Origin of the sequence: Miniimonas arenae, assembly GCF_006351005.1 — a bacterium.
GTDB classification, from domain to species: Bacteria; Actinomycetota; Actinomycetes; order Actinomycetales; family Beutenbergiaceae; genus Miniimonas; species Miniimonas arenae.
Map to the genome: position 1 here is coordinate 1 of NZ_VENP01000004.1, position 23,227 is coordinate 23,227.

A 23,227-nucleotide genomic window follows, 5' to 3' on the forward strand; every position below is an offset into this window, starting at 1 on the left:
CAGGCCGCGGTCTCGGACCGGCCCGACCTTCAGCAAGTCGGTCAGGTCGCTCAGGTCCTCACTGGACAGGAACAGCGTCACAGCAGGTCACTCGCCGAGCCGGTCGAGCAGGTCCCGGTAACGCTCGATCCCGCGCTCGCCCAGGTCGCGAACGGCGGAGCTGTGGGCGCGCCGGGACGCGGCCTCGAGCACGGCTCGCCGTACGGCTTCCTGCTTGCTCACGCCGTCGGCCGCCGCGAGGAGCGCGAGCGCAGCCTCGTGCTCGTCGTCGAGTCGCAGAGTCATGGCCATGGCGTCCTCCGAGGTGAGCAGAGTGGTATCACGACGGTATCACCGCTACTGGCGCCAACGGAGATCGCCTCGGGAAAGGACGGACTTCCTCTCGCGAAAGGACGGACTTCCTCTCGCGAAAGGACGGACTTCCTCTCGCGAACGGGTGGGCGGGCGTGGGTTCCCAGGAACCTTCAATCAGGGGATGATGCCCAGATGCGCTCCATCTGGAAGGGCTCACTCGCGTTCGGCCTGGTCAACGTGCCGGTCAAGGTGTACTCCGCGACCGAGGATCACGACGTCGCCTTCCACCAGGTGCACGCCGAGGACGGCGGCCGCATCCGCTACCAGCGTCGCTGCGAGGTGTGCGGCGAGGTCGTCAGCTACGACCAGATCGCCAAGGCCTACGACTCCGAGGACGGCCAGCGTGTCATCCTCACCGACGAGGACTTCGACTCCCTGCCCGCGCAGGCCAAGCACGAGATCGAGGTCCTGCAGTTCGTGCCGAGCGAGCAGATCGACCCGATCCTGCTCGACCGCAGCTACTACCTCGAGCCCGACTCCCGCTCGCCCAAGGCGTACGCCCTGCTGCGCCGCACGCTCGAGGAGACCGACCGCACCGCCGTCGTGCACTTCGCGCTGCGCGGCAAGACGCGCCTCGCGGCGCTGCGGGTGCGCGGTGACGTCCTCGTGGTGCAGACGATGATCTGGCCGGACGAGGTGCGCGCGGCCGAGTTCGCGGCGCTCGAGGAGCAGCCGACCATCAGCAAGAAGGAGCTCGCGATGAGCGCGAGCCTGGTGGAGTCGATGGCCGAGGACTTCGACCCCACCGCGTTCACCGACGAGTACACCGCGCAGCTCAAGCAGCTCATCGACGACAAGCTCTCCGGCGGCGAGTCCTTCACCGCGGTGGAGAAGGAGGAGGAGCCCACCGACGTCGTCGACCTCGTCGCCGCGTTGCGCAAGAGCGTCGAGGCGCGCAAGAAGGCCCGCGAGGCCTCGTAGTGCCCGACGGCGTAGCGCGCCTCGTGCGCGTCGGCGAGCGCACGGTGCGGCTCACCAACCCGGAGAAGGTGCTCTTCCCCGGCGACCCGGACGCCGGCATCGGCCCGACCACGAAGGCCGAGCTCGTCGAGTACTACTGGCGGATCGCGCCGGTCCTGCTCCCGCACCTGGCCGGCCGACCGGTGACCCGCAAGCGCTGGCCACACGGAACGGGCGAGGGCGCCGAGCCGTTCTTCACGAAGAACCTCGACTCCGGCACGCCGGACTGGGTGCCGCGCGCCGCCGTCGTGCACCACGAGCGGACCGTCGACTACCCGCTCGTGGACGAGGTCGCGACGCTCGTGTGGTGCGCGCAGATGGCCGCGATCGAGCTGCACGTGCCGCAGTGGCGGCTGCCCGCTGACGTGCTCGCCGGGCGGCGGCCGTACTCCCTCGACGCCGCGACGGCGGCGCCCGACCGGCTCGTGGTGGACCTCGACCCCGGCCCGGGCGTGGGCCTGGCGCAGTGCTGCGAGGTGGCGCTCGCGGCGCGCGAGCTCCTCGACGGGATGGGCCTGGTGTGCGTCCCGGTGACGTCGGGCAGCAAGGGCCTGCACCTGTACGCGCGCCTCGAGGGCGTCGGTGCCGCGGGCGCGAGCGCGTTCGCGGCCGAGCTCGCCGAGTCGCTCGCCGCCGAGCTGCCCGCGCTCGCGATCACGCAGATGAAGCGGTCGTTGCGGGAGGGCCGCGTGTTCGTCGACCACACGCAGAACAACCCCGCGAAGACGACCGTGTCGCCGTACTCCGTGCGCGGACGGCTCCAGCCGTGGGTCGCGGCGCCGCGCACGTGGGCGGAGATCGAGGAGGGGGCGTCAGGCGGGGGCGAGGGTGGGTCCGGTTCGCTGCGGCACCTGCGGATGGCGGAGGTGCTCGAGCGCGTGCTCGACGGCGACGCGTTCGCCCCGCTGCTGCCGCCCGGTGAGGCGGCCGGCGAGGTCGCGCGCGACGACGTCGGGGACGGGCCGGGCGGGGTCGGCACCTCGGATGACGGCACGCTGGACGGCAAGGCCGACGGCGACACCCCCCGTGCGAGGAAGGCCGGGTCGCCGGCACGGTCCACGACGCCGGCACGGTCCGCGGCCCCGCCCCCGGCCCCGCCCGCGCCGTCCCCGCGCGCGACCGCGAAAGCGACCGCTCGCCGTCGGCCCACGAGCGTGCCGCCGATGCTCGCGAGCACCTACGACCCGATCACGCACGGCGACCTCGAGCTGCCGCGGTGGACGTTCGAGACGAAGTGGGACGGGTACCGCGCCGTCGTGAGCGTGCTGGCGGCGGACGACGGCGACGGCGACGGCGCCCAGGGTGATCCAGACGCCGCCGTGTGGTTCACCGCCCGCTCGGGTCGCGACCTCACGCCCGAGTTCGCCGACCTCGCCCACGCGCCGGACGCGCTGCAGGATCACGACGCCGTGCTCGACGCCGAGATCATCGCCCTCGACGACGACGGGCGGCCGAGCTTCCACCGCCTGCAGAACCGGGCGGGTCCGCCGAAGCCGCCGCTGCGCCTCGTGGTGTTCGACGTCCTCGCGCTCGACGGCGTCGACCTCGTCACCCGGCCGCTGGCCGAGCGCCGCGCGGTGCTCGCGGCGCTCGACCTGCCGGTCGCCGACCCGCGCGCCGGGATCGGTGAGGGTGAGGGCGGCTGGTTCGTCTCGCCCGTGCACGACGGCACGCTCGTCGAGGCGCTCGCGGCCGACGCGGCGGCCGACGGCGAGGGTGTCCTCGCCAAGCGCGCGGACTCCCCGTACCTGCCGGGCAAGCGCACCGGCGCGTGGGTCAAGGTCAAGCACCACGGCGAGGCGCGCGTGGTGATCGGCGGATGGCGGCCGGGGCAAGGCCGCCGCGAGGGCGGCATCGGGTCGCTCCTGCTCGGCGTGCGCGAGCCCGGCGGCGACCTGCGCTACGTCGGCAAGGTCGGCACCGGGTTCTCCGACGCCGAGCTGGACCGGCTGCTCACCGAGCTGTCGCCCCTGCGGCGCGCGACCTCGCCGTTCGCCGCGGTGCCGCGCGAGGAGGCGCGCGTCGCGGTCTGGGTGGAGCCGACCGTGGTCGGCGAGGTCACCTTCGACTCCTGGACGCCCGACGGCGTGCTCCGCGCCGCGCGCTGGTCCGGCCAGGTCTCCGACTGACCAGACTGGGCCACCCGGCGAAGCCGCAGGTCAGCGGCGGGCGAGCGGCAGCGCCCAGGACTCGAGGGCCGCGCTGCCGACGACCCGACCGGGACGGCCGCTCAGCGGCGGGCGAGCGGCAGCGCCCACGACGCAAGCGCCGCGATGCCGACGACCCGACCGGGACGGCCGCTCAGCGGCGAGCGAGCAGCAGCGCCCACGACGCAAGCGCCGCACTGCCGACGACGCCGAACGAGGCCCCGACGTAGGCGGTGGTCGACGCCGTCGTGATCGTGCCGTTGACCTGCGGGATCGCACTCGCGTCCACGCCCGCGAGCAGGATGACGAGCACGGCCAACCCGACGCCGATCCCGACGACGGACGTGAGCCCGAGCAGCCACGCGGCGAGGATGCGGCCCGCGGTGCCGGGCTCGCCGTCGGCGGCGCGTCCGCTGCTGGGCACGAGCACGAGCAGCGTCCAGGCGCTCACGACGGCGAACGCGGCGACGACGTCGGCGGGCCGGTGCCAGCCGAGCGCGAGCGTGGCGACGGCCGTCGCGGCGGCGTAGGCGGCGCCGAGGATCGCGGTGACCGGTCGTGCCGCGCGCGGGACGACGAGCAGTGCCACGGCGGCGACCGAGGCGGCGACCGTGGTGTGCCCGCTCGGCAGCGAGTTGTCCGAGGCCCAGCCGAGCAGGCCGTCGTCGACGGGTCGCTCGAGCAGCCCCTTGAGGATCTGGGTGGTGAGGTTCGCGCCCGCGACGATTCCGGCCGCGCGCACGGCGTCGCCCCAGCGGCGTCGGATCAGCGCCACGGCGACGGCGAGCGTCACGGCCGCGACGAGGAACCACGGGGACACGACCCCGAGGATCAGGCGGCTGATGCCCGCGATCTGCTCGCGGCCGCGCTCGGAGCCGAGGAACGCCAGCTGGTCGGCGTAGCGGCCGCGCGCGTCGACCTCGAAGAACGCCCAGATCCAGACGATGCTCGCGACGGCGAGCAGCGAGCCGACGAGGCACCAGACCCAGCGGGTCTGGGCTCGGGTGGGGCGGGGTGCCGGCGCGTGCGGGCCGGGCGGGTACGGGCCGGGCGGGTACGGGCCGGGGGCGTGCGGTCCGGGCGCGTGCGTACCGGAGGCGTAGGGGTTGGGCGCGGGAGCGCCGGGTGCACCGGGCGGACCGGCCGGCGGGCCCGGCAGGGCGCCGGGCGCGCTGCCCGGCTGCGCGCCGGCGCCCGGAGGCGTCACCATGGTCATGAACCTACGGTAGGCGGCCGGCTCAGCGGGACCTGGGAGTGCTGTCGACGCCGCGTCGCGGTCGTGCGGAGATCCTGTGCCGGGCGGCAGACCGCCGGGCAGCATCCCGCCGGCGGCCCGCCGGGGCGTGGACCGCGCAGCCGGCGACCGTGCGAGGAGCAGAGCGCGCGGCGGCCCGCCGGTGAGCACACGCCGCAGCAGCCTTCGGTCAGCCCTTGGGCGCCGCCGCGCGGGAGCGCGTCGTCGAGCTGCGCGACGTCGTCGACGCCCGACCGCGTGCCGCGGGGCGCTTCGCCGGCCCCTTGGCGCGCTTCTCGGCGAGCATCTCGTACGCCCGCTCGGGCGTGAGCGACTCGATGGACTCTGCCTTCGGGATCGTGACGTTCGTGGTGCCGTCCGTGACGTACGGACCGAACCGGCCGTCCTTGACGAGCACGGGCTTCTCGCTCACCGGGTCGTTCCCGAGCTCGCGCAGCGCCGAGGCGGCCGCGCGCTGACCGCGCCGCTGCTTGGGCTGCGCGTAGATCGCGAGCGCCTCCTCGAGCGTGACGTCGAAGATCTGCTCCTCGGTCTCGAGCGAGCGCGAGTCGGTGCCCTTCTTGAGGTAGGGCCCGTACCGGCCGTTCTGCGCCGTGATCTCCTCGCCGGACTCCGGGTCGGTGCCGACCACGCGCGGCAGCGACATGAGCTGCAGCGCCTGCTCGAGCGTCACGGTGTCCAGCGACATCGACTTCAGCAGCGACCCGGTGCGCGGCTTCACCTTCGCCGGCGCCTTCTTGCGGCCCTTCGCCGCGGTGCTCTTCGCCGTCGTACCCGTCGTACCCGTCGCCGTCGTGCCGGTCTCCCCGGCCGCGGCGCCCTTCTCGTCGGCGGCGGCCGGCGCGTCGTCCGGGATCACCTCGGTGACGTACGGCCCGTACCGGCCGTTGCGCGCCACGACCTGGTAGCCCGTGGCGGGGTCGGTGCCGAGCTCGCGGTCGCCGTCGGACTGCGTCGTCAGCAGCTCCAGCGCCCGCTCGGGCGTCAGCTCGTCGGGCGCGACGTCCTCGGGGACCGAGGCGCGCAGCGCCTCGCCGTCGGGGCCGGTGCCCTCGAGGTAGGGGCCGTACCGGCCCACCCGCAGCGTGATGCCGTTGCCGACCGGGATCGAGTTGATGTCGCGAGCGTCGATCTCGCCGAGGTCGTCCACGAGCGACTGCAGCCCGGGCGAGCCCGAGGTCCACGGCCCGAAGTAGAACTCCTGCAGCCAGGCGACGCGGTCCTGCTCGCCGCTCGCGATGCGGTCCAGGTCGGACTCCATCGCGGCCGTGAAGTCGTAGTCCACGAGCGAGCCGAAGTGGTCCTCGAGGAGGCGGACCACGGAGAACGCGAGCCAGGACGGCACCAGCGCCTGCCCGCGGCGCAGCACGTAGCCCCGGTCGGTGATGACGCCGATCGTGGCCGCGTAGGTGGACGGGCGGCCGATCCCGCGCTCCTCCAGCGCCGCGGTGAGCGACGCCTCGGTGTAGCGCGGCGGCGGGGAGGTCTCGTGGCCCGCGGCCTCGAGGTTCTCCTTCGTCACGGCGTCGCCCTCGCTGACGTCGGGCAGGCGCGCCTCGCTGGCCTCGGCGTCGTACCGGCCGGCGTCGCGGCCCTCCTCGTACGCCGCGAGGAACCCGCGGAAGGTGATGACGGTGCCGGACGCGGAGAACTCCGCGACCGTGCCCGAGGGATGCGCGCCGGAGCGCTCGGAGGCGACGTCCGCCGTCGTCGGCGCGCCGATCCGCAGCGTGGCGGTCGACCCGCGGGCATCGGCCATCTGCGAGGCGACCGTCCGCTTCCAGATGAGCTCGTAGAGGCGGAACTGATCGCCCGAGAGCTCCCCGGCGACCTGCGCCGGCGTGCGGAAGTGGTCGCCGGCGGGCCGGATGGCCTCGTGCGCCTCCTGGGCGTTCTTGCTCTTGTTGGCGTAGACGCGCGGCTTCTCGGGCACGAACTCGGCGCCGTAGAGGTCCGCGGCCTGGCGCCGCGCCGCCGCGATCGCCTCGGTGGACAGCGTCACCGAGTCGGTGCGCATGTACGTGATGTAGCCGTTCTCGTACAGCCCCTGCGCCGTGCGCATGGTCGCGCGGGAGTTGAGCCGGAGCTTGCGGCTCGCCTCCTGCTGCAGCGTCGAGGTGGTGAACGGGGCCGCCGGGCGGCGCGTGTACGGCTTGGTGTCCACGCCCACGACGGCGAAGCTCGCCTCGTCCAGCGCGCTCACCAGCGCGGTGGTCGCCGCCTCGTCCAGGTGCACGACCGACCCGGCCCGCGTGCGCAGGGCGCCGGTGTCGTCGAAGTCGCGACCCGTGGCCACGCGCGTGCCGCCGAGCGCGCTGAGCCGCGCGGTGAACGTGGTGCCGGACCCGGGCTCGGCCGCGTCTCCGCCGCCGGTGAAGGTGCCGGTGACGTCCCAGTAGGACGCCGCGACGAACGCCATCCGCTCGCGCTCGCGCTCGACCACGAGGCGGGTGGCGACCGACTGCACGCGACCCGCGGACAGGCCGGGGCCGATCTTGCGCCACAGCACGGGGGAGACCTCGTAGCCGTAGAGCCGGTCGAGGATGCGGCGGGTCTCCTGGGCGTCGACGAGGCGGGTGTCCAGGTCGCGCGTGGCGGTCAGGGCGCGCTGGATCGCCTCGCGGGTGATCTCGTGGAACACCATGCGCTTGACCGGCACCTTCGGCTGCAGCACCTCGAGCAGGTGCCACGCGATGGCCTCGCCCTCGCGGTCCTCATCGGTGGCGAGGTAGAGCTCGTCGGCATCCTTGAGCTTCTTCTTGAGCTCGGCGACCTTCTTGCGCTTGTCCGCGTCGACCACGTAGTAGGGGTCGAACCCGTTGTCGACGTCGACGGCGAACTTGCGGTACGGCCCCTTCTTCATCTCCGCGGGCAGCTCGCTCGGCTGCGGCAGGTCCCGGATGTGCCCGACGCTCGCCTCGACCTCGTAGCCCGCGCCGAGGAACGGCGTGATGGTGCGCGCCTTCGTCGGCGACTCGACGATGACGAGCTTGGTCGGGGTCTTGGTGGGCACGAGCGGCCTTCCGAAAGTGGGGGCCCGCGTCGCCTCCGTACGGGCCGGATCGGCGCGGTCGTTCGTGGCGGACCATACCTCGGCTCGCCGACGTCCGCGCAACCCGGCCGCCGCCGCATGTGGACCGCCTGGGGAGCGACGGCCGCTACTGGCCGAGCCCGCCGAGGTGCCCGCGCAGGCGCTCCAGCCGCGCCGCGCTGCGCTCGCCGAGCCCCACCATGCGCACCCGGGTGCCGTGCCGGGCGTACTTCTCGACGACGGCGTCGAGGGCCGCGACGCCGGACGCGTCCCAGACCTGCGCGCCGGTGAGGTCGAGCACCACCCGGTCCGGGTCGCCGGTGTAGTCGAAGGACTCGATCACCGCGTTCGCCGAGGCGAAGAAGAGCTCGCCCTCGATCGCGTACGTCTGCTCGCCGTCGGACGCGTTGCCGGAGGGGTGCTCGCAGGTGCGCTCGCCGTCGGAGGTGTGCTCGCCGTCGCGCGCCTCGTCCGTGTCCCCGAGCCGGGTCACCCGAGCGACCCGGGTGACGGTCGTGACCTGCGCGACCCGGTTCGCGAACAGCACGCCCGCGACGAGCACCCCGAGGATCACACCGATCGCGAGGTTGTGGGTGACGATCGTGGTGAGGAGCGTGGTGAGCATCACGGCGGTCTCGGACTTCGGCATCCGGCGCAGGGTGCGCGGCGCGATCGCGCGCCACTCGAACGTCGTGAACGCGACCATGAGCATGACCGCGACGAGCGCCGCCATCGGGATCCGCGCCACGGCGTCGCCGAGCAGGAGGACCAGGCCCAGCAGGAGTGCGCCGGCGAGGAACGTCGACACCCGGCTGCGCGCGCCGGTCTGGCGGACGTTGACGATCGTGGGTCCGATCTCGGCGCACCCGCCCATCCCGCCGAACAGGCCGGTCACGACGTTCGCCACGCCCTGACCCCACGCCTCACGCGTCTTGGAGGAGGGGGTGTCGGTGAGGTCGTCGACGAGCTTCGCGGTGAGCAGCGACTCCATGAGGCCGACGAGCGCCATCGCGACGGCGGTCGGCCCGATGATCCGCAGCGTCTCGAACGTGAGGGGGACGTCGGGCAGCCCGAGGGTGGGCAGCGAGGTCGGGAGCGCGCCCTGGTCGCCGACCGTCGGCACCGCGAGGTGCCCGACGAGCACCACGACGCTCAGCACCACCACGGCCACGAGCGGCGGCGGGATCGCCGTCGTGAGGCGGGGTGTGAGCCAGATGATCACGACGCCCGCGACGACGAGCGGGTAGACCAGCCACGGCACGCCGACGAGCTGCGGCAGCTGCGAGATGAAGACGAGCGAGGCGAGCGCGTTGACGAAGCCGACCATCACCGAGCGCGGGATGAACCGCATGAGGCGCGCGACGCCGAGCACGCCCACCACGACCTGGACGACGCCCGCGAGGAGTACGGTCGCCACGAGGTAGTCGACGCCGTGCGCGTGCGCCAGGGGTGCGACGACGAGCGACACCGCGCCGGTGGCCGCCGAGATCATCGCGGGTCGGCCGCCCGTGAACGCGATCGCGATCGACATCGTGACGGTGGTGAAGAGGCCGACCCGCGGGTCCACGCCCACGATCACGGAGAACGCGATCGACTCGGGGATGAGGATGAGGGCGACGACGAGCCCGCCGAGCACCTCGGCCCGCAGCCGGCGCGGTGAGGCGAGCGCGGCGCGCACCGTGGTCACGCGGGTCAGCGTACGCACCGCCCGTAGGCTGACCGCGTGACCGACCCCGACGCGTCGACCGCCCCCAGCCCGCTGCGTCCCGCGGACGCCTACCCCGATCCCGCCGACGCTCCTGCGCTGCGCTGGGGCATCCTCGCGCCCGGCGGCATCGCACGGCGGTTCGCCCACGAGATCCCGCGCTACACCGCCTCGCGGGTGGTCGCCGTCGGGTCCCGTGACCTCGGCCGGGCCGAGGCGTTCGCGGCCGACCACGACATCCCCCGGGCGTACGGCTCGTACGCCGAGCTCGTGGCCGACGGCGAGGTCGACGCCGTGTACGTCGCCTCGCCGCACAGCGCCCACCTCGAGCTGGCCTCGCTCGCGCTGACCGCGGGCCGCCCGGTGCTCGTGGAGAAGTCGCTGACCCGGAACGCCGCCGAGGCGCGGGAGCTGTTCGACCTCGCCGCGTCGCGCGGGCTGTTCGCGATGGAGGCGATGTGGTCGCGGTTCCTGCCGCACTACCGCGCGGTGGTCGACGCGGTGCACGACGGCGCGATCGGCGAGGTCCTGACCGTCACCGCCCAGCACGGTCAGCACCTCGTGTTCGGACCCGAGCACCGGCTCTGGGACCCGGCGCTCGCCGGCGGCGCGATGCTCGACCTCACGGTGTACCCGCTGTCGTTCGCGCACGCGCTGCTCGGCGTCCCGGACCAGGTGCACGCGTTCGGCGCGCTGTCGGAGCTCGGGGTGGACACGGGGGAGACGGTCGTGCTGCGCTACGGCGAGCGCACCGTGGCCGTGGCGCAGGCCTCGCTGGAGACGGCGATGGCGAACGAGGCGACGATCGCGGGCACCCACGGCCGGATCGACCTGGCGGGCAGCTTCTACACGCCGGTCGAGGTCGCGCTGTCCACGCACGACGGCGCCTCCTGGCGCCTGCCGGTGCAGCACGAGGGCGGGTTCCAGTTCCAGGCCGCCGAGGTCGCGCGTCGGGTCGCGGCCGGGGAGACGAGCTCGCCGCTCATGTCGTGGCAGGCGAGCGTCGAGGTCATGGAGCTCATGGACGAGGCGCGCGCCCAGCTCGGGGTGGTCTTCCCGGGGGAGTGACCGGCCGCGCCGTCTACCCTGGGCCGGTGACCCGTGCCGCGACTCGCCTGCCCGGCGGGCTGTTCCTCTCCTTCGAGGGTGGCGACGGCGCCGGTAAGTCGACGCAGCTGACGCACCTCGCGGACTGGCTCGAGCAGGAGCACGGGCTCGAGGTGGTCCGCACCCGCGAGCCGGGCGGCACGGACCTGGGCCGGACGCTGCGCACCCTCGTCCTGCACGGCGACGACGTCGACGCCCGCACCGAGGCACTCCTGTACGCGACCGACCGCGCGCACCACGTCGCGACGCTCGTGCGGCCCGCCCTCGAGCGCGGCGCGGTGGTGCTCACCGACCGCTACCTCGACTCCTCCCTCGCCTACCAGGCCGGGGGGCGCGAGTTGGGGATGGCCGAGCTGCGCGACCTGCAGATGTGGGCGGTCGGTGGTCTACTGCCCGCCATGACGATCCTGCTCGACCTCGACCCGGCGCTCCTGCCGCAGCGGCTCACGGGTGCGCCGGACCGGCTCGAGCGCGCCGGCGAGGAGTTCCACCGCCGCACCCGCGCGGCCTACCTCGCGCTCGCCGCCGAGGAGCCGGCGCGGTGGCGCGTGCTGGACGCCTCGCGAAGCGTCGGTGAGCTCGAGACCGAGGTGCGGCTCGCCGTCGCGCCCCTGCTCGGCCGCGTGTCCCCGGTGGTGCCGGCATGAGTGCCGGCACCAGCCCCGAGGCCGCGGCGCCGCTCGACATCTGGGCCGACGTCGTGGGCCAGGAGGACGCCGTCGCCGTGTTGCGCCACGCCGTGGCCGACCCGACGGCCATGACGCACGCCTGGCTGCTGACCGGGCCGCCCGGATCGGGCCGCTCGGTCGCCGCGCGCGCGTTCGCCGCGGACCTCATCGCCTCGAGCACGCCCCGGTCCGACGGCGAGCCGACCTCCGGCGGTGAGCTCGCCGTCGCGCGTGCGGGGGCCGCGGAGCGGGTGCTGCGCGGGGTGCACCCGGACCTGCACGTCGTCGCGACGGACAAGACCGTCATCACGGTCGCCGAGGTGCGCGACCTCGTGACGCTCGCGCAGCGCTCCCCGGCGGAGTCGGGCTGGCGGGTGATCGTCGTGGAGGACGCGGACCGGATCGTCGAGCGCAGCGCGAACGCGCTGCTCAAGGCCATCGAGGAGCCGCCGCCGCGCACCGTCTGGGTGCTGTGCGCGCCGAGCGAGCAGGACGTCATCACCACCGTCCGCTCGCGGTGCCGGCACGTCACGCTGCGCGTGCCGACCGCCGAGGCGGTGGCGGGGCTGCTCGTGCGGCGGCACGGCGTGGACGGCGGTGAGGCGCTGCTGGCGGCGCGCGCGGCGCAGAGCCACATCGGGCTTGCGACGAGCCTCGCGCTGCGCCCCGAGGCTCGGGCGCGGCGCGCCCGGGTGCTGGAGATCGCCAGCCGGGTCCGCGGGGTGGGCGACGCGATCCTCGCCGCGGGCGAGCTCGTCGAGGTCGCCACGGCGCAGGCGACGGCGAGCGCAGCCGAGCGTGACGCCACGGAGCGCGCCGCGCTGCTGCGGGCGCTCGGGGCCGACGGCGAGGCCACCCTTCCGCCGACGGTGCGGGCGCAGGTGCGCCAGCTCGAAGAGGACCAGAAGCGGCGGGCGAAGCGCGCCGTGGTCGACGGGCTCGACCGGGCGATGACGGACCTGCTCTCGTTCTACCGCGACGTGCTCGTCGTGCAGCTGGGCGCGGAGGTCTCGCTCGTGAACGAGGCGCAGGCGGCGGACGTCCGCGCGGTCGCCGCGTCCAGCACGCCCGAGGGGACGCTCGCGCGGATGGACGCGATCGGTGTGGCGCGCACGCGGCTGGCCGGGAACGTCGCGCCGTTGCTGGCCGTCGAGGCGATGACGGTCGCGCTGCGACCGCAGGGCGAGGGGGCGCGGCGATGAGGGTCGGGACTGCGGTGCGCGTGACGGTGCGCGTGGTCGTCACCGGGCTGGCGGGGGCGCTGCTCGCCGTCGGTCTCTCGGGCTGCGACGACTCACCGCCGATGCTGCAGCCCGTTGCGCCGGTGCCGACCGTCACGGAGGGCTGAGCGCGGGTCCACTCGGCCTGTGCGCCGCCGCAGGGGCCCGGAAAGGCAGCGGGACGGCGACGCGCCCTCCGCGCCGCCGTCCCGCTGGTCTCTCGCGAGTTCGCGTCCCCCACGCGAGCTCGCTGGTCCCGAGGTCCTGCGCCCCCCTGCGGCGCCGGACCCTGGTGGTTCCGGAGTCCTGCGCCCCCCTGCGGCGCCGGACTCTGGAAGCTCGAGCTGGCCGGGTCATCGGGTCCGGGTCCTGCGCCCCCCTGCGGCGCCGGACCCGAACCCCCGATGTCCTGACACCTACCTCGACGGACGAGCACGGCAGATCTGACGCCGGCCGGGGTGTGACGTGCGTCACACGAGGACGCGAGGCAGGATGGGGGGATGACGGAGCGAGCTGCGGGGCCCCGGACCATCGCGATCGTGGGCGGCGCCGGCAAGGTCGCGCGACGCCTCCTGCCGCTCCTGCTCGCCGACGACTGCACCGTGGTGCCGCTCGTCCGCCGACCCGAGCAGGCGAGCGAGCTCGAGGCGCTCGGCGCCGAGCCGCGGCTGCTCGACATCGAGCGCGCCGGCGTCGTGGACTACCTGCCCGTGCTCGACGGCGTGGATGCGGTCGTGTTCGCGGCCGGCGGCGGGCCGGACGGGAACGTCGAGCGCAAGCGCACCGTGGACCTCGGCGGCACGCTGGCCACGCTCGCCGCGTGCGCCGAGCTGGGCATCCGGCGCTACGTCCAGGTCTCGGCGATCGGGGTGGACCAGCCGCCGTCCGCCGACTCCTCGCCCGTCTGGCAGGCCTACGTCGCGGCGAAGAAGGTCTCCGACCTCGCCGTGCGCCGCAGCGAGCTGGACTGGACGATCCTGCGCCCCGCGGCGCTGCTCGACGACGAGCCCACGGGCCACGTCCAGCTCGGCGTCGACCTCGAGCCCGCGCCGATCTCGCGCGGCGACGTGGCCGCCGTCATCGCCGCGGTGCTCCCGCAGCCCGCGACCCTGCGCCGGCAGTGGGACGTGGTGGGCGGCGTGCTCCCGGTGCTCGAGGCGGTCGCGCGAGCCGCGAGCTGACGCCGATTGGGCGCCTCGCCGAGGCTCGGGTACAGTGGACGCCGCTGCCCGGGCGATCCTCGGTCAGCGTCGCCGCCTTAGCTCAGTCGGCAGAGCGATTCACTCGTAATGAATAGGTCAAGGGTTCGATTCCCTTAGGCGGCTCTATCGAAGGCCCGGAATCCACGTGTTCCGGGCCTTCGTCATGGTCACGCGGTCGCGGACCGTCTCACTGGTCGCCGGGCCCGTGGCGATCGCTCTCGAGCGGATCGCCCGACCGCTTGACCGGAGCGCGAGGCGTGATCTCGTGCGCGCGCAGGTACCCGCCGTGCGGCTGCGCCGGCGCCACGCCGTTGCGGGCGTCGAGGCGGCCCGCGTCGCCGTCGGCCCAGCCCAGCGCGAACGCAGGCCGCGTGAGGTCGTTCACCTCCTCACGGGCCGCCGCGAGCGCGCCGTCGCGGTAGGTCGCGAACCCGAGCAGGGTCACCCGACCCGTCGGGGGAGCGCCCTTGAACCCCGCAAGCCTCGACCGGGCCTGTGCCACGCCGGTCCAGTACGCGGCGAAGACCGTCTGACCGATGGGGGTCAACCATCCCGGAGGTGCCGTCCCCGGCTGAGCCGCGACGGTCGCCTGCTCGCCGGCCCAGACGTCCTGCGCCCCCTCAACCGCACCCGACTGAGCCGGCAGGGCGCCCGCGGCCTGGGCCGCCCCGTGGAGGAGCCCTGCCCGGTAGTCGTCGGCGCCCTGGGCGCCGCCCGCGCCATGGGTCGCGGCGGTCGCGATGGCGGTCGTCGGGTTCGCCCGCACGAGGTCGACCCCCGCCCAGTAGTCCCGCCAGCCCTGCGCCGCCGCCGTCGAGTCCGTCGGCGCGTCGGCGTCGCGGGGGTGGCTCGCGGCGGCCGCCACGCCGGTGCGGTAGTCCGCGTGTCCGCGGGCGGCGAGCACGCGCGCCGGCGCGGCGCCGGCCGCGTCCGACCGTGCGGAGACGGCGCCGCCGAGGAACTCGGCATGGCCGCCGCTGCCGAGCTGCTCCGCGGCGCTGGCACCGCCGGGGTCGGCCTGCCCCGACCGGGCGAGCGCGCCGCCCCGCGCGTGGTGGAACCCGCTCAGGTACCCGGCGTCGGTGCGCAGGGGGGCCGGGGTGCCCGCGACGTCGTCGCCCGCCGGCATCCCGTCCGCGCACGCCTGCCACCCGCGCTGGTGGCCGGACCGGCTCGGCACGGGCGGGCCGACCGCCTTGCAGGCCTCCACGCCGTCGCGGTAGTCGACGAACCCCTCGTGACGAGCGCCTCCCGCGGGCTCGACGTCGGCGAGAGCGTCGAGCGTGCTCGCCGCGTGGTCGGCGCCCGCGCGGTAGTCCGCCGCACCGGCGCGCCCGGCGGACGCCGCGGCCCCGGCGTCGTCGAAGACCGTCCGCGCCGCGTCGGCCCCGAGCCAGTACTCCGACCACGCGGCCGTGCGCGCCTGGCTGTCCGCGGCAGGGGGGCTGCTCCGGTCGGCGCTCCGCGCGGCCGCGACCCCGGCGAGGTACTCCGCGTGCCCGAGCCCCTCGACCGGACCCGCGGGGGGCGGCGCCGCGAGGTCGTTGCGCGCCGACGCGAGGCCGGCGCCGTACGCGCCGTGCCCCTCGGCGGCCACGCCGTCACCGCCCGCTCCCGGCGTGGGAACGGCTCGTCCGGCCCGCGCGTGCACCGCGCCGTAGGCGTGCAGGAACCCGACGAGGTAGGCGCCCTCGGTGCGTGGCGGCTGGCTGGTGGCGTCCAGCGCCGCGGCTCCCGCGGTCAGTCCGTCCTGGCACGCCTGCCACGCCGTGGCCGCGCCGGAGCGTGCAGGGTCGGCCGGCAGCCCGGCGCGGCACGCCGTCGCGCCGTCGCGGTAGTCCGCGAGTCCCTCGCCGCGCCCACCGCCGACCGGCCCGACGGCGAGCGTCGCCGCGAGCGTGGCCTCGCCGTCGGCCACGCCCGCCGCGTAGTCCTCGGTGCCGGCACGGGCGGCGGACACCGCCGTCGGGTACGGGCCCGGGGTCGTGCGGGCGTGGTCGACGCCCTGCCAGTACTCCGCGACGGCGCGCACTGCGGCGGCCTCGCCGCCGGGAGCGGCGACGCCCCGGGCGTGCCCGCGAGCGTGCGCGACGCCCGCGAGGTACTCGGCGTGCCCGCGCGACTCGCTCGGGCGGCCGGGCGCTGCCGAGGACAGGTCTGCGCGCGCCGCGGCCTCGCCGGCCAGGTAGCCCGAGTGACCGGCGCGGGACAGGTCGCCGCCGCCGCCCACCGCGACGTCCGCGGGACGGTCCGAGCGGGCGTCCGCCTCTCCTGACCCGTGGTGGAAGCCCGCGAGGTACCCGGCGTCGGTGCGTGTGGCGGGCGTGCCGGCCCGCCCGGCGGACTCCCCGTCCGCCGCGGCCTGCCAGCCCAGGGCGTGCGCGGTGCGCGCGTGGTCCGCGGGCGTCCCGTTGAGGTGTGCCTCGACCCCGGTGCGGTAGTCCGCGGCCGCCTCGCGCGCGCCACCCCCCGCCGGGACCACCGCGAGGGACGGCAGGTCGTGGGCGACGAGCGTGAGGGCGTCGCGGAAGGCTCGGACCCCGGCGACGCCGATCCCCGCCGCGGGCGGGGCCGCCACGAACGCGTCACCAACGGGCCGGCTGCGGGCGAAGTCCACGCCCGCCCAGTACGCGGCGACGGCCAGCTGCGCGACCGTCGTGGCGTTGGCCGGTGCCGTCCCGCGCGGGTTGCCCTGCGCGTGGGTGAGCGCCGCGAGCACGTCGGCGTGCCCGGCGGCGGCGCCGAGCACGAGGGGGGTCGCCGAGGTGGGGTCGGCGAGCGCCGCTCCCGCGCCTGTCCAGTAGTCGTCGTACCCGCCGCCCTGACCGAGGTTGCCTGGCGGGACGACGCCCTGGGGGTTCGCCCGGGCGTGCGTCACGCCGCCCCAGTAGTCGCGGTGTCCCTCCGCCTGACCGCGGTTGCCCGCCGGAGCGGCGAGGAGAGGATGGCTCTTCGCGTGCGTCACGCCGGCCCAGAAGTCCTCGTGGCCCGCGATCTCGGCGCGCCCCGTCGTGGGCGGCGTCGCGAGCGGGGTCGTGCGGCCCTTGCCCACACCGGTCCAGTACTCGCCGTGCGAGACGATCGCGGCGGGCGGACTCGCGGGCGGCGACGCCAGGGGGTTGGCCCGCCCGTGCGTGATCCCGGCCTCGAAGTCGGCGTACCCGGTGGTGTAGCCGCGCCCCAGGCGGGTCGCCGAGGCCGGGCCGTTCCGGGACGCCGTCACGCCGTCGAGGTAGTGCTGGTGCCCGGCCTGCCACGCGGCGTTCGCCCCGCCCGCGACCCCCATGCCTGCCCGCGCGGCCTCGATCCCGTGCCAGCGCTGCGGGATGACGTGCGGGCGCGCGAGGGTCGGGGGGAGTGTCTTGGCGCTGGTCGGCGGCAGCGCCCCGCCCGTCGCCCCCTGCTGGTGCTCCTTGAACGAGGGCAGGTGGCTCCAGCTCGCGCCCTTGCCGCCCGGGTACTCGTCGGCCTGCTTGGCGGGCGCGACGTACGACAGCGGGCTGGGGATCTGGATCACGAGCGAGCCCGCGGCGCCGCCGACCTTGGCGATCGCCCCGGCATTGGTCACGGCCGGCCCGTCCTGGAGCTCCTCCCACGTCGCCGTGAGGCTGTTGGCGTACCCGAAGGTGGCGGCCGTCGGGCCGAGTCCCGCAGCCGTCGCGGGCGCGAGGTTGCCGTGCAGCCGGTGCCGCAGGCGAGGCCCGGACCCGGTGCCGTAGGTGATTTGGACGGTGTAGCGGAACCAGGCGGTCTTCGCCGCAGTCTTGACGAACTTCTCGATGAGGTTCTTGTGGTCGCCGTTGGTCGGCTGCTGAGGGAACGCCGTGAGGTTCTGCGCGGCGTTCGCGTGACCCGGGTTGCCCGGCCCGCCGAGGTTGTCGTTGAGCAGGTGGCCCTGGCAGTACATGGCGCCCGCCGTGGCCGAGCTGAACAGGTGGGTGTAGTCGTAGGGCCGGAAGCCGACCTGCGTGCCGGGACCCGAGCCGTACGTGTAGCCCGGACCGACGACCGCCTCGACCCGTGTGCCCTGCCCCGTCACCGGGTCGACGGGATCCCACGAGGCGTCGTTGACCAGTGCCCGCTGCACCACGAGGCCCGCGGTCGCGCGGTTGCCCGCAGCGCGCTGGAGCGCGACGAGGGCGGCGGGGGAGCGCAGCACAGCCGGGGGAGGTGCGGCGTCGACCTGGTCCCGAGCCGCGGCCGGTGCCGGTCGGCGGACCGGCGCGTCCGGGCGCCGGGGGGTCGTCTCCTCGTGCGCGGCTGCACGGGTCATGCGTCCGCCGAGCGCCGCGAGGTCCGCATGCCTCAGCATCCGTGATCGGCCGCCGGCCGGGACAGCGCGGCGCGTGCACGTCTGCTGCCCTTCCGGGCAGACCGGGGACCGGTCGACCGGGCCGACGAGTCGCACGATCGGCGCCGTCGTCGGGTCCGCCGTGCGCGCCGACCCGGTCGACCGCGACTCAGCCCAGCTGCGTCAGCCACTCCCCGACCATCGCGCGCGACGCCGCCTGCGCGCCGTCGAGGAACCGCGCCCGGTCCGCCGTCAGCTGCTCCGCGGTGCCGTCCTCGATCTCGTCCGCCCACTGCCGCACCCACCCGCGGTGGATCTCCTCGTCGACCTCGGGGTGGAACTGCACCGCGAGCAGCCAGGGGCCGATCCGGTACGCCTGCGGGTAGGCGGGCGTGGTCGCGAGCAGCTCCGCGCCGTCGGGCACCGCGAACGTGTCGTGGTGCCACTCCACCATCGCCACCCCCGCGACGTGCCGCACGGGCGAGCTCACGCCCGCCGCGGTGACGTCGATCGGCACGAACCCGACCTCGTGCACCTCGCCGCGCCACGCCCTCGCGCCGAGCGCCTGCGCGAGCAGCTGCGCGCCGAGGCAGATCGCGAGGATCGGACGCCGCGCGTCGGCCCGCCGCCGCAGCAGCGCCGTCTCGGCTGTGAGGTAGGGGTAGATCTCGCCCTGGTAGGCGCCCTCGGTGCCGCCGAGCACCACGAGCACGTCCGGCGCGAGCACGTCGAGCCCGTCGAGGTCGGCGGTCGGGGCGTCGAGGGTCGTGACGGCGTAGCCGTGCGCCGCGAGCGTCCCGGCCACGTTCCCGAGGCCGATGTCGGGGGCGTGGCGCAGCACGAGGGCGGTCGGAAGCGCAGCGGAGGAGTCGGTCACGAGGGCCGATCCTGCCCGGCCCACGTTGCGGGCGGGTGACACGGCCGCGGCGGGCGGCACGCCGTCGGGCGCGCGTTCCGCGGCCGGCACGACGGCGGACCAGCGATCCGCGGCCGGCTACCCGTAGCGCGCGGCGAACGCCGCCAGGACCTGGCCGGTGTGCCGCACGTCGGCGGCGCGGACGCGGGCGACGACCTCGTCTACCTCCGCGGGGTCGTAGTAGCCCTCGTAGCGGTAGGCGAGCAGCCGGTCCACGATGCCCTGGCGGTCGAGCTCGGGGTGGAACTGCGTGGCGTAGACGTTCTCGCGGAACCGCATCATCTGCACGGGCGCCGTCGTGGAGGAGGCGAGCAGGACGCAGTCGGGTGGGACGTCCCTCAGCGCCTCCTTGTGGCCGACGTAGGCCTGGAAGGTGTCGGGGATGCCGGCGAGCAGGGGGTCGGCGCGGCCCGCGTCGGTGAGCGTGACGGGCACGGCGCCGACCGGTTCGCCGTACGTGGTGTCGACGGTGCCGCCCAGGAACGTGCCGAGCGTGCCGACGCCGTAGCACGCGCCGAGGAACGGGACGTCGCGCTCGCACACGTCCGTCAGCAGCGCCGCGATCTCCGTCTCGACCCGCACCTGCACGGCCGACTTTGAGCCGAACGGGTCGCTCGAGGTGAACGGGCTGCCGCCGACCACGATGCCCGCGATCGCGTCGAGGTCCAGCGCGGGCATCGAGACGGCCTCCAGGCGCACGCGGCGCAGGCGCTCCTGCCCGATGCCCATGAACCGCGCGAACGCCTCGTACTCCGCGTCCGCCACCGTCTCGTCGGCGCGCGTGGCGAGCAGCACGAACTCGGCGCCGGGCCGTCGCCGGGGGCGGTGCGCGTCCATGGGCACAGTCAAGCGCACGGGGCGGCGTGGTGCGTGCGAGCGCGGGTACGGGACCGACGTGCAAGATCGGGCCGCGTCGCGACACGACCGGGGTGTGATGCCGAGGTCACGCCGCGCCCGCGGCTGCCCGGGCAGACTGTCGGGACGGGCCGGGAGGGGCGGATGGACGACGACGACGCGTGGTTCGAGGACGTGACGCGCACGCATGCGCGCGCCCTCGTGCGCTACTTCGCCCGGCGCGCGCCGGTGCAGGACGCCGAGGACCTGGCCGCGGAGGTGCTGCTCACGTGCTGGCGACGGCGCGACGTGGTGCCCCGTGAGGCCGTGCTGCCATGGCTCTACACGACCGCCGGGTACGTGCTCGCCAACCACCGCCGCAAGCGTGTCGACCAGCCGGTCGAGCACCTGCCCGACCGCGGGACGGACCCCCGGGTGGGCACCGATCCCGAGATCTCGGCCCTGTTCGACGCCGAGCTGCGCGGCGCCCTGGCCACGGTGTCCGGGCGGGACCGCGAGATCCTGCTCCTGCACGCGTGGGAGGGGCTCGACGGCGCCGAGCTCGCCGAGGTCCTGGGGATCAGCAGATCGGGAGCGGACGCGGCGCTGTCGCGCGCACGCAAGCGGCTGCGGCAGGCGTGGGGCGAGCGGCTGAGCGTCTGAGACGCGCCGCAGCGGCCGTGGCGCACGCCACGCCGCTGCAAGACCCGCCCCCGACCAGACACTTCAGCGGTGAGAGGAGGTCGCCATGAACGACGAGCGCGACCGTGCGGACCGGGTCGAGGACCCGCAGGACCCGCACGACCAGATCAACCAGCACGACACCGACGACACGGACGACACCCGGCAGGAGCAGGGGGTGCCGGGCGACACCGCGCAGCACACGGCGCACGACGCCGCCACGCACGAGCCCGCCGCGGGCGCCGAGCCTGCCTCGGGTGATCGCATTGACGAGGCGGACGCCGACGACCTCGAGGTCAGCCACGAGACCGACGCGGTGCAGGAGGAGCTGCTGGCCCGCCTGCGCGTCGCCGACCCCGCGCACGACGTCGAGCCCACCCCCGGCTTCGTCGCGCGTGTGCTCGCGGCCCGGAACGAGCCCGAGTCGTCCGCCTCGCCGAGCACGGACGAGCCCGACGGCGAGCACGTCGCCGCGCCCTTGTCGTCCCCGACGGCGTCGCCGTCGTCGCCCGACGGCGAGCCCCCCGCCGTCCTCGACCTCGCCGCGGCGCGTGCGCGCCGTCGGCACCGCGTGCGCACGTGGGTCGCCTCCGGCGCGGCCGCCGCCCTCGTGGGCGTCGCGGGCTACGCCGTCGGCGCCGGTGGGGGCGCGAGCGCGAACGATGCCGCGGCGCCCGCGAGCGCCCTCCCGGCCCCGATCTCCCTGGGTGGCGCACAAGCGCCCGGGGCCGAGGCGGCGAGGGACTCTGCCGGCTCGGCGACGGACAGCGCTGGCGGTTCGGACGCCGCGATCTACCCGGCCTTCGGGCGCATGGTGTTCACCGCCCCGCCCGGGGCGGACCTGGGCATCGAGTCCGCGACGGCCTACGGCCTGGACGCGCGGTCGGCCACGAGCCAGGACGCGGTCGCGGCACTCGCGGCGGCGCTCGGCGTGGCTGGGACACCGACGCTCGAGAACGGCAGCTGGCAGGTCGGAGGGAACGACGGTGCCGCGCTGCAGCTGTGGGTCAACCTCGATGGCACAGCAAACTTCTGGTACGCGAACGGTGCCTTCGACCCGTGGTCCCAGTGCAGCCAGGACGTCCCGACGGCCCCCTCGGACGGCGCCGACGAGGAGGCGTGGAACGAGTACAACGACGCCTACCAGGCGTGCATCGACGGGCTCACCGCAGCCCTGCCGGCCGAGGACGCCGCGGTGACGACCCTGACCGACCTGCTCGGCACGCTCGGCCGGGATCCCGCCGACTACGTGATCGCGCCGACCGAGACCTATGAGGGCGCGGTCACGCGCGGCGCCACCGCGACGAGGGTCGTCGACGGGCAGAGCACCCAGCTCGCGATCTCCGTCGAGATCACGGGCGACGGTCTGACCTACGCCTCCGGATCCCTCGCGACCCCGGTCGCAGTGGGGGAGTACCCCATCGTGAGCGTCGACGCAGCGGCCGACCGACTGAACGACCCTCGATTCGGCCCGCAGAACGTGATGTGGCCGATGGCGGCGCGGGACGCCGCAGGCGCTGACCTTCCGGTCACGGTGGGTGTTCCCACGCCGACCGAGGCTCCCGCGACGCCGACCGAGACCGGTGCAGTCCCGTGGCCGGTCACCACCGTCGAGCTGGTGTCGGTCCGCCTCGGCCTCGCCCAGGTCTGGCGTGACGACGGCGCGGTGCTCCTCGTGCCCGCCTACGAGTTCGCGGACGCGAACGGGGTCACCTACTCGGTGATCGCCGTCGCGGACTCCGACCTCGATTTCACGTCCGCCTCGTAGCAGACCGACGGCGACGCCGGGGGGATGGAGCCCCGACGCGGGAGGTCCGTGCCGTCACCGCACGGACCTCCCGCGCTCTCGTGGGGGCAGGCGTTGACGGGACGACGCACGGGGCGGACCGTGGTCGCATGTGCCGCAACATCACCGAGCTCCGCGGGCTCGCCCCCGCCGCCACCGACGACGAGATCGAGGCCGCCGCCCGCCAGTACGTGCGGAAGGTCTCCGGGATCACCCATCCCAGCGCCCGCACCGCGGACGCGTTCGAGAAGGCGGTCGCCGAGATCGCCCACATCACCCACCACCTGCTGGAGGACCTGCCGGAGCGTCGGCAGCCGCCGCAGACCGTGCCGCCGCTCCGGCGTCCCGAGGTGCAGCAGCGGATCGCCGCACGCGCGGCCGCGTCGGCGTCCTGACGCCGACCGTCCGCGGTACGTTGGCGCCCGACCGAAGGAGCCCGCATGCCACGCTCGATCCGCCCGCTCGTTCTCACGAGCCTCGCCGCCGCCGTCGCCGCGCTGTCGCTCACGGCGTGCACGTCGCCGCAGGGTGACGCGGGCGCTCCCACCGCCTCGGCCTCGGCCGAGCCGACCAGTTCGGCCACCGCCTCCGCCGAGCCGACGGGTTCGGCCACCGCCGGTGGCAGCGGCACCGCCGACGCGAGCGGGATCACCAACCTGCCCGACGGCGTGACGTTCGTCCGCGGCCTGCCCGACGGCACCGACCAGCCCGCGGACGCCGTCGCCGGTGTCGGCTGGAGCAGCGACGGCACCCAGCTGTTCGTCACGACCTTCGGCTCGAGCACCTGCCCGCTGGTCGCCACCGGGCTCGAGGCGGACGGCACCGGCGTCACGGTCGAGCTGACGCAGGCCGGCGGAGCCGTCTGCACGATGGACCTCGCGCCCGCCACGACCACGCTCGACGCCCCGAGCGGCGTGAGCACCACGGCCGAGACCCCGGTGACCATCGGCGAGCTCGGCTCCGCGAGCCTGCCGGCCGCCGCGAGCCCCGTGGCCATGGGCTGGATCGTCAGCACCGGCTGACGCCTCTCGGACGCCCGGACAGCCTCCACCCGCGCCGTCTGCCCCGAT

The 23,227-nt window shown here is 75.3% G+C and carries 18 protein-coding genes and 1 tRNA gene; 12 read left to right on the plus strand and 7 right to left on the minus strand.

The window, feature by feature from the left end; translation table 11 throughout:
- Positions 1-87 precede the first annotated feature (87 nt).
- Positions 88-291, minus strand: a complete 204-nt coding sequence (locus FH969_RS02035; RefSeq protein ID WP_139985774.1) for a ribbon-helix-helix protein, CopG family — start codon at positions 289-291, stop codon at positions 88-90.
- Between the two features lie 195 nt (positions 292-486).
- On the opposite strand from FH969_RS02035, the gene ku reads away from it, so the two are divergent.
- Together ku and ligD are read left to right on the plus strand one after the other, a co-directional pair.
- A complete protein-coding gene (gene ku / locus FH969_RS02040) occupies positions 487-1,275 on the plus strand; it encodes a non-homologous end joining protein Ku (protein WP_108719061.1) in 789 nt (262 codons plus the stop codon).
- The gene (gene ligD, locus FH969_RS02045; RefSeq protein WP_139985776.1) at positions 1,275-3,443 is read left to right on the plus strand and encodes a non-homologous end-joining DNA ligase; all 2,169 of its coding nucleotides are present in this window, start codon (positions 1,275-1,277) and stop codon (positions 3,441-3,443) included. The genes ku and ligD overlap by 1 nt, the downstream gene beginning before the upstream one ends.
- A gap of 172 nt (positions 3,444-3,615) precedes the next feature.
- On the opposite strand, the gene FH969_RS02050 is transcribed toward ligD, so the two are convergent.
- From FH969_RS02050 to FH969_RS02060, 3 genes are all read right to left on the minus strand, one after another.
- Positions 3,616-4,677, minus strand: coding sequence for a phosphatase PAP2 family protein (locus FH969_RS02050; RefSeq protein WP_180359624.1), 1,062 nt, complete (start codon positions 4,675-4,677; stop codon positions 3,616-3,618).
- A 208-nt stretch (positions 4,678-4,885) separates the two neighbouring features.
- Complete coding sequence (gene topA / locus FH969_RS02055; protein ID WP_139985778.1) at positions 4,886-7,729, minus strand: type I DNA topoisomerase; 2,844 nt, start codon at positions 7,727-7,729, stop codon at positions 4,886-4,888.
- A gap of 145 nt (positions 7,730-7,874) precedes the next feature.
- Positions 7,875-9,434 carry a SulP family inorganic anion transporter gene (locus FH969_RS02060; RefSeq protein ID WP_342776984.1) on the minus strand — a complete coding sequence of 520 codons (1,560 nt, stop codon included), beginning with the start codon at positions 9,432-9,434 and terminating at the stop codon, positions 7,875-7,877.
- Between the two features lie 36 nt (positions 9,435-9,470).
- On the opposite strand from FH969_RS02060, the gene FH969_RS02065 reads away from it, so the two are divergent.
- The 6 genes from FH969_RS02065 to FH969_RS02085 all read left to right on the plus strand — a co-directional run bounded on the left by FH969_RS02065 (position 9,471) and on the right by FH969_RS02085 (position 13,772).
- Entirely contained in the window at positions 9,471-10,520 is a 1,050-nt protein-coding gene (locus FH969_RS02065; RefSeq protein WP_246071649.1) for a Gfo/Idh/MocA family protein, read from the plus strand.
- A gap of 26 nt (positions 10,521-10,546) precedes the next feature.
- Positions 10,547-11,206: a dTMP kinase gene (gene tmk / locus FH969_RS02070; protein ID WP_108720181.1), complete on the plus strand. Its 660-nt coding sequence runs from the start codon at positions 10,547-10,549 to the stop codon at positions 11,204-11,206.
- Positions 11,203-12,429, plus strand: coding sequence for a DNA polymerase III subunit delta' (locus tag FH969_RS02075; RefSeq protein ID WP_139985782.1), 1,227 nt, complete (start codon positions 11,203-11,205; stop codon positions 12,427-12,429). Before tmk ends, FH969_RS02075 begins: the two co-directional genes overlap by 4 nt.
- Positions 12,426-12,575, plus strand: a complete 150-nt coding sequence (locus FH969_RS15070; RefSeq protein ID WP_159096527.1) for a hypothetical protein — start codon at positions 12,426-12,428, stop codon at positions 12,573-12,575. The genes FH969_RS02075 and FH969_RS15070 overlap by 4 nt, the downstream gene beginning before the upstream one ends.
- Positions 12,576-12,947: 372 nt before the next feature.
- A complete protein-coding gene (locus FH969_RS02080) occupies positions 12,948-13,628 on the plus strand; it encodes an SDR family oxidoreductase (protein ID WP_139985784.1) in 681 nt (226 codons plus the stop codon).
- 71 nt (positions 13,629-13,699) lie between these two features.
- Positions 13,700-13,772 (plus strand) — tRNA-Thr (locus FH969_RS02085).
- Positions 13,773-13,836: 64 nt separating this feature from the next.
- Here FH969_RS02085 and FH969_RS15075 read toward each other — a convergent pair.
- From FH969_RS15075 to FH969_RS02100, 3 genes are all read right to left on the minus strand, one after another.
- Positions 13,837-17,922, minus strand: a complete 4,086-nt coding sequence (locus tag FH969_RS15075) for a hypothetical protein (protein ID WP_180359625.1) — start codon at positions 17,920-17,922, stop codon at positions 13,837-13,839.
- A gap of 187 nt (positions 17,923-18,109) precedes the next feature.
- Positions 18,110-18,817 carry a glutamine amidotransferase-related protein gene (locus FH969_RS02095; RefSeq protein WP_180359626.1) on the minus strand — a complete coding sequence of 236 codons (708 nt, stop codon included), beginning with the start codon at positions 18,815-18,817 and terminating at the stop codon, positions 18,110-18,112.
- A 117-nt stretch (positions 18,818-18,934) separates the two neighbouring features.
- The gene (locus FH969_RS02100; protein WP_139985787.1) at positions 18,935-19,693 is read right to left on the minus strand and encodes a glutamine amidotransferase; all 759 of its coding nucleotides are present in this window, start codon (positions 19,691-19,693) and stop codon (positions 18,935-18,937) included.
- A 162-nt stretch (positions 19,694-19,855) separates the two neighbouring features.
- On the opposite strand from FH969_RS02100, the gene FH969_RS02105 reads away from it, so the two are divergent.
- The 4 genes from FH969_RS02105 to FH969_RS02120 all read left to right on the plus strand — a co-directional run bounded on the left by FH969_RS02105 (position 19,856) and on the right by FH969_RS02120 (position 23,179).
- Positions 19,856-20,353, plus strand: coding sequence for an RNA polymerase sigma factor (locus FH969_RS02105; RefSeq protein WP_108719070.1), 498 nt, complete (start codon positions 19,856-19,858; stop codon positions 20,351-20,353).
- A gap of 85 nt (positions 20,354-20,438) precedes the next feature.
- On the plus strand, positions 20,439-22,139 hold the full coding sequence (locus tag FH969_RS02110; RefSeq protein WP_139985789.1) for a hypothetical protein: 1,701 nt from the start codon (positions 20,439-20,441) through the stop codon (positions 22,137-22,139).
- Positions 22,140-22,267: 128 nt separating this feature from the next.
- Positions 22,268-22,552 (plus strand): DUF2277 domain-containing protein, encoded by a 285-nt coding sequence (locus tag FH969_RS02115; RefSeq protein WP_108719072.1) that lies wholly within the window; start codon positions 22,268-22,270, stop codon positions 22,550-22,552.
- 45 nt (positions 22,553-22,597) lie between these two features.
- Positions 22,598-23,179 (plus strand): hypothetical protein, encoded by a 582-nt coding sequence (locus FH969_RS02120; RefSeq protein ID WP_108719073.1) that lies wholly within the window; start codon positions 22,598-22,600, stop codon positions 23,177-23,179.
- Positions 23,180-23,227: the final 48 nt, after the last annotated feature.

Bases quoted from the DNA above. Each gene is read 5' to 3' on its own strand.
- FH969_RS02105 (WP_108719070.1), top strand. From the start codon at position 19,856: ATGGACGACGACGACGCGTGGTTCGAGGACGTGACGCGCACGCATGCG.
- ku (WP_108719061.1), top strand. From the start codon at position 487: ATGCGCTCCATCTGGAAGGGCTCACTCGCGTTCGGCCTGGTCAACGTG.
- FH969_RS15075 (WP_180359625.1), bottom strand. From the start codon at position 17,922: ATGACCCGTGCAGCCGCGCACGAGGAGACGACCCCCCGGCGCCCGGAC.
- FH969_RS15070 (WP_159096527.1), top strand. From the start codon at position 12,426: ATGAGGGTCGGGACTGCGGTGCGCGTGACGGTGCGCGTGGTCGTCACC.
- FH969_RS02080 (WP_139985784.1), top strand. From the start codon at position 12,948: ATGACGGAGCGAGCTGCGGGGCCCCGGACCATCGCGATCGTGGGCGGC.
- FH969_RS02035 (WP_139985774.1), bottom strand. From the start codon at position 291: ATGGCCATGACTCTGCGACTCGACGACGAGCACGAGGCTGCGCTCGCG.
- FH969_RS02115 (WP_108719072.1), top strand. From the start codon at position 22,268: ATGTGCCGCAACATCACCGAGCTCCGCGGGCTCGCCCCCGCCGCCACC.
- FH969_RS02120 (WP_108719073.1), top strand. From the start codon at position 22,598: ATGCCACGCTCGATCCGCCCGCTCGTTCTCACGAGCCTCGCCGCCGCC.
- FH969_RS02050 (WP_180359624.1), bottom strand. From the start codon at position 4,677: ATGACCATGGTGACGCCTCCGGGCGCCGGCGCGCAGCCGGGCAGCGCG.
- FH969_RS02100 (WP_139985787.1), bottom strand. From the start codon at position 19,693: ATGGACGCGCACCGCCCCCGGCGACGGCCCGGCGCCGAGTTCGTGCTG.
- FH969_RS02075 (WP_139985782.1), top strand. From the start codon at position 11,203: ATGAGTGCCGGCACCAGCCCCGAGGCCGCGGCGCCGCTCGACATCTGG.
- FH969_RS02110 (WP_139985789.1), top strand. From the start codon at position 20,439: ATGAACGACGAGCGCGACCGTGCGGACCGGGTCGAGGACCCGCAGGAC.